Here is a 3230-nt window from a genome sequence, read left to right as displayed (position 1 = left end):
CAGGCCCAGGCCCATGCCCGCGCCCAGGCCCTGCCGGTCCACCCCCAGACCCGACAACTCCTGGTCATACGACAGAGCCAGCGCAAACCCCGCCTCACCCCGCCCCGCCGTCGCCAGCAGCGGCACCTCTAAGGAGTAGCGGCCGGTCCGCGCATCCACCGCGCCGCCCGCCTCCTCACCGGGGGCGAACACACCGGACACGGTGCCGGAGGCACCCGGCACCGCTGACGCCGCGGCTGCGGAGCGGGAGCCGGGGGCGGCAAAGGCCTCACCCGCGCTCTCCCCGGCGACGGTGCCGGCAGCGGCCAGGGCGAGGAGGCCGGCGACGCCGTTGCGGCGGACACGGCGCACAGCGGCAGAAGACAGAGAGGAAGAAGGCACAGGAATTCCCGGGGAGGCAGGCAGAGCGGGCAGGTCCGTCCAGGAGAACAGGAAGGGGGGGCTGGCGTCTCTCCTCCGAACAGCCCCTGTGCCGTACAGGGGCCCGCAGCGAAGCTGCGGAGAAGGCCGGGCCAGACCCCGGCCCCCGCCGCTACCGCGGCGATGCCTGCCTGCAGCGGGGCACCGCCGAAGGGCCAGCGGCACTGCCCCTCCGCAGGCCGGTGCCACCTGCTGCCCCGCCTTTGAGGGGCCTGTGCCGGTCACGGGCCGTCATCCCCGCAGTACGCCCGGGCGTGCGGGCCGGCCGACGCGTCTTCACACTGGCAGGAGCATCGGCTGAACAGCAGGGAGACCGCAATGCCTGCCTGGGCGTCATGGACCACCCCCGCCGTCTACGCCGCACCCCGCGGAGTGAGAATCTGTGACGGCCGCGTCCTCACCGGCGAGATCGGGGTCCATACCACCTGGACCGAAACCGAGCAGCTCGCCCACATCACCGTCCAGTACACCGGGGCGAACGACTGGCACCCCCTGCCGGGCAGCCCTGTCCCCTGCCGCAGTGAAGAAGCCAGCCGCACCCTCCACGACACAGTGGTCCACGCTATACAGACCGGGCAGACCGGCCTCCTGGCCGCCGGGCGCCCTTGAACACGGGCCCGGCAGTGGGAGCGACTGCAGTGCCGGGAGCAGCAGGAGCCCCGGGGAAGGAATGTCCCGGGGCTCCTGCCTCCGCGGCGGGGAAGGCCCCACCGCCGCGGCGCGCCGCTCAGCGGCATCCGCCATCCTCCCAGCACATGGCCAGCCCACCCCCCGCGCCCGGCCCGGCAGTCACACCAATGGCCCACACCGGTGCGGCCGCCGCCGCTTCGGCCGACGGCTGCCGGGCCCCGGCAAGCCCGTACCCTCTGCCTCCCCGGTGCGGCACACGGCCGCCCTGCCGGCGCCCCCTCCCCCGTTCCGCCAGGCTCGGGCAGCGGGCAGCCCTGTGCCGCCAGCGCATCCGGCCCTCACGGCACTGGGCAGCCGGTCCTGCCCGGTCACTTGCGGGCAGCCTCCAGCCGGATTCAGCGCCCGCCGGGCCTGCAGCTGGAAATTAACGCAGCGCAGCCAGGCGGCCTCCCGTTTCGCGCATATCTCCCCCGCCCGCGCCGGGAAGGGGGGTGTGCACGCCGTGGAGCCGCGCGGGCGACTGCTGGTCCGCTGTCCGCCGCCGCTGCTGTTATGGCGGTCCTGTCAAGTGCCCGGCCGGTGCCCGCGCCGGGGCTTCCCCCTGCCCGGACAGCCCGCGGCGGGGCTCCGCGGCGGGGGGCGGGGGAATGCACCGCCGGCCAGGCGGCCTGCCGGGCCGGGCAGGCCGCCCCTGTCCCCGGATGCAGCGCCGGCCCCTGGCGGAACCGTCAGGCCCTCGGTGGGGCGGGTGGGAATCGAACCCACGGCCTGCGGATTAGAAGTCCGCTGCTCTATCCGGCTGAGCTACCGCCCCCGCATCTCGCATCAGAACACGCGCCCGCCCATACCGCACGCCGCAACCCGCCGCCGCGGCCGTCCAGCCCACCGGCACCGGACTCCGCGGACCGCACCGGCTGCCGCAAGGCGACCGGACGGCCCTCCGCGGGGAGCCAGCCGGCTGCCCGACGGCACGGTGCGGCAGGCGGGGCCGGCCGGCGGGACTGCGACGGTGCTCACGGCTGGCTGGGCTGCTGGCTGCCGGCCCGGGCGTCGGCGCCGACCCGGTGCCGCAGGCGGGCGGGCCCCAGGACGCCGCGGGCGGGCGCAGCCCGGGAGCAGACTGTTCCGGCCGCGGCCCGCCGGAGTGTCAGTGGCACCGGGTCAGCGGGCGGCCCACCACCCCGTCTCGTCAGGTCCCGGTGTAGGCGTCGGTGAAGAGTACTTTCCTGTTCGCGCCGTCCTGCCGGTATACGACAGTGGTCTTATACACGGGCCCCCCGCCCCGATCCTGTTCGAACTTCTGGTTGTACCGCATCCAGTTGTAGGCAGAAAGCTCATTCGCGTAGTATTTGGCACTGACGGCCTTCCTGCCAAGCTCATCGGCACCGTCGATATCGTTACCCAATGCCCATTTTGCGGCACTGTCTATCCGCAGCCGCATTTCGGAGAGATGCTTTGCGACCCAGAGTTCAGGGTATTTGCTGAAGTCATTCTCATTGACCCAGCGCTGGCTGGGGCTGACCGGGTCCTGCCCTCCCAGGCCGTCGGCCCAGAAGCCAGCCCCTTTCGCCCGGGCCGGGAACCCGGTGCCCTCGAGCACCACGGATGCAGCCCCGGGATCCAGCACGGCATGCTGGCCCGCCTCGCTCCGCTTGAATTCCTCGCTCTGGAAGTAGAGGAAGTCATTGCGTTGCGCAATTCTTCTCCTTCGCTGCGCTTCCGGAGAGTCGCTGAGGAAGTTGCGGCCCACCGTGTCCGCCAGCCTGGCGGCCACCTTGTCTCGGTTTATGGACCGCTCCGCCACCCAGTCCTTGTGAATTTGGGCGATAGCTTCAGTGCGGCGCTGGGTGTTCTTCAACTTGCGGTTGTGGGCCTTCCGGTACCTCGTTATAAACCTGGGCAGCTTGAAGCTGATGTTTCCGCTCGGGTCGGTGTGCTCGATGGGGTTGGTGTCGAAGGCTTGGTATTTGTTGAGGGGTGTGGGGTGGGGGTCGCGGGTGGTGAAGCGGCCGGTTTCGGGGTGGTAGAGGCGTGCGGGGGTGTAGTCGGTTCCGTTTTCGGTGTTGGCGTACTCGCCGCCGAAGCGGAAGGGGTTGGCGGCGGGGTCGGCGGCGCGGTGTGCGGCGGGGGCGGGTGTGCCGTCGGGGCGGGTTTCCCGGCCGTAGTCGGTGTAGGCGCGG

Annotated in this window: 2 protein-coding genes, 1 tRNA gene and 1 pseudogene; 1 reads left to right on the top strand and 3 read right to left on the bottom strand. The window is 72.0% G+C overall.

The features are described from left to right. A pseudogene (locus IF89_RS0134630) lies at positions 1-351 on the bottom strand (hypothetical protein); the annotation flags it as partial. A 387-nt stretch (positions 352-738) separates the two neighbouring features. Between IF89_RS0134630 and IF89_RS0134625 the strand changes: the two are divergent. Next, positions 739-1029, top strand: coding sequence for a hypothetical protein (locus tag IF89_RS0134625; RefSeq protein WP_030776781.1), 291 nt, complete (start codon positions 739-741; stop codon positions 1027-1029). A 761-nt stretch (positions 1030-1790) separates the two neighbouring features. Here the strand turns inward: IF89_RS0134625 and IF89_RS0134620 are convergent. Both IF89_RS0134620 and IF89_RS0134615 read right to left on the bottom strand, forming a co-directional pair. Next, positions 1791-1864, bottom strand: a tRNA-Arg gene (locus IF89_RS0134620). A 375-nt stretch (positions 1865-2239) separates the two neighbouring features. Next, positions 2240-3230, bottom strand: a 991-nt coding sequence (locus tag IF89_RS0134615) for an RHS repeat-associated core domain-containing protein (RefSeq protein ID WP_030776779.1), incomplete at its 5' end; no start/stop codon positions are given.

The organism is Streptomyces sp. NRRL F-2664 (assembly GCF_000719345.1).
Lineage (GTDB): Bacteria > Actinomycetota > Actinomycetes > Streptomycetales > Streptomycetaceae > Streptomyces.
The sequence above is the reverse complement of the archived record's forward strand: the minus strand, read 5'-3'. Positions and strand labels throughout refer to the sequence as shown.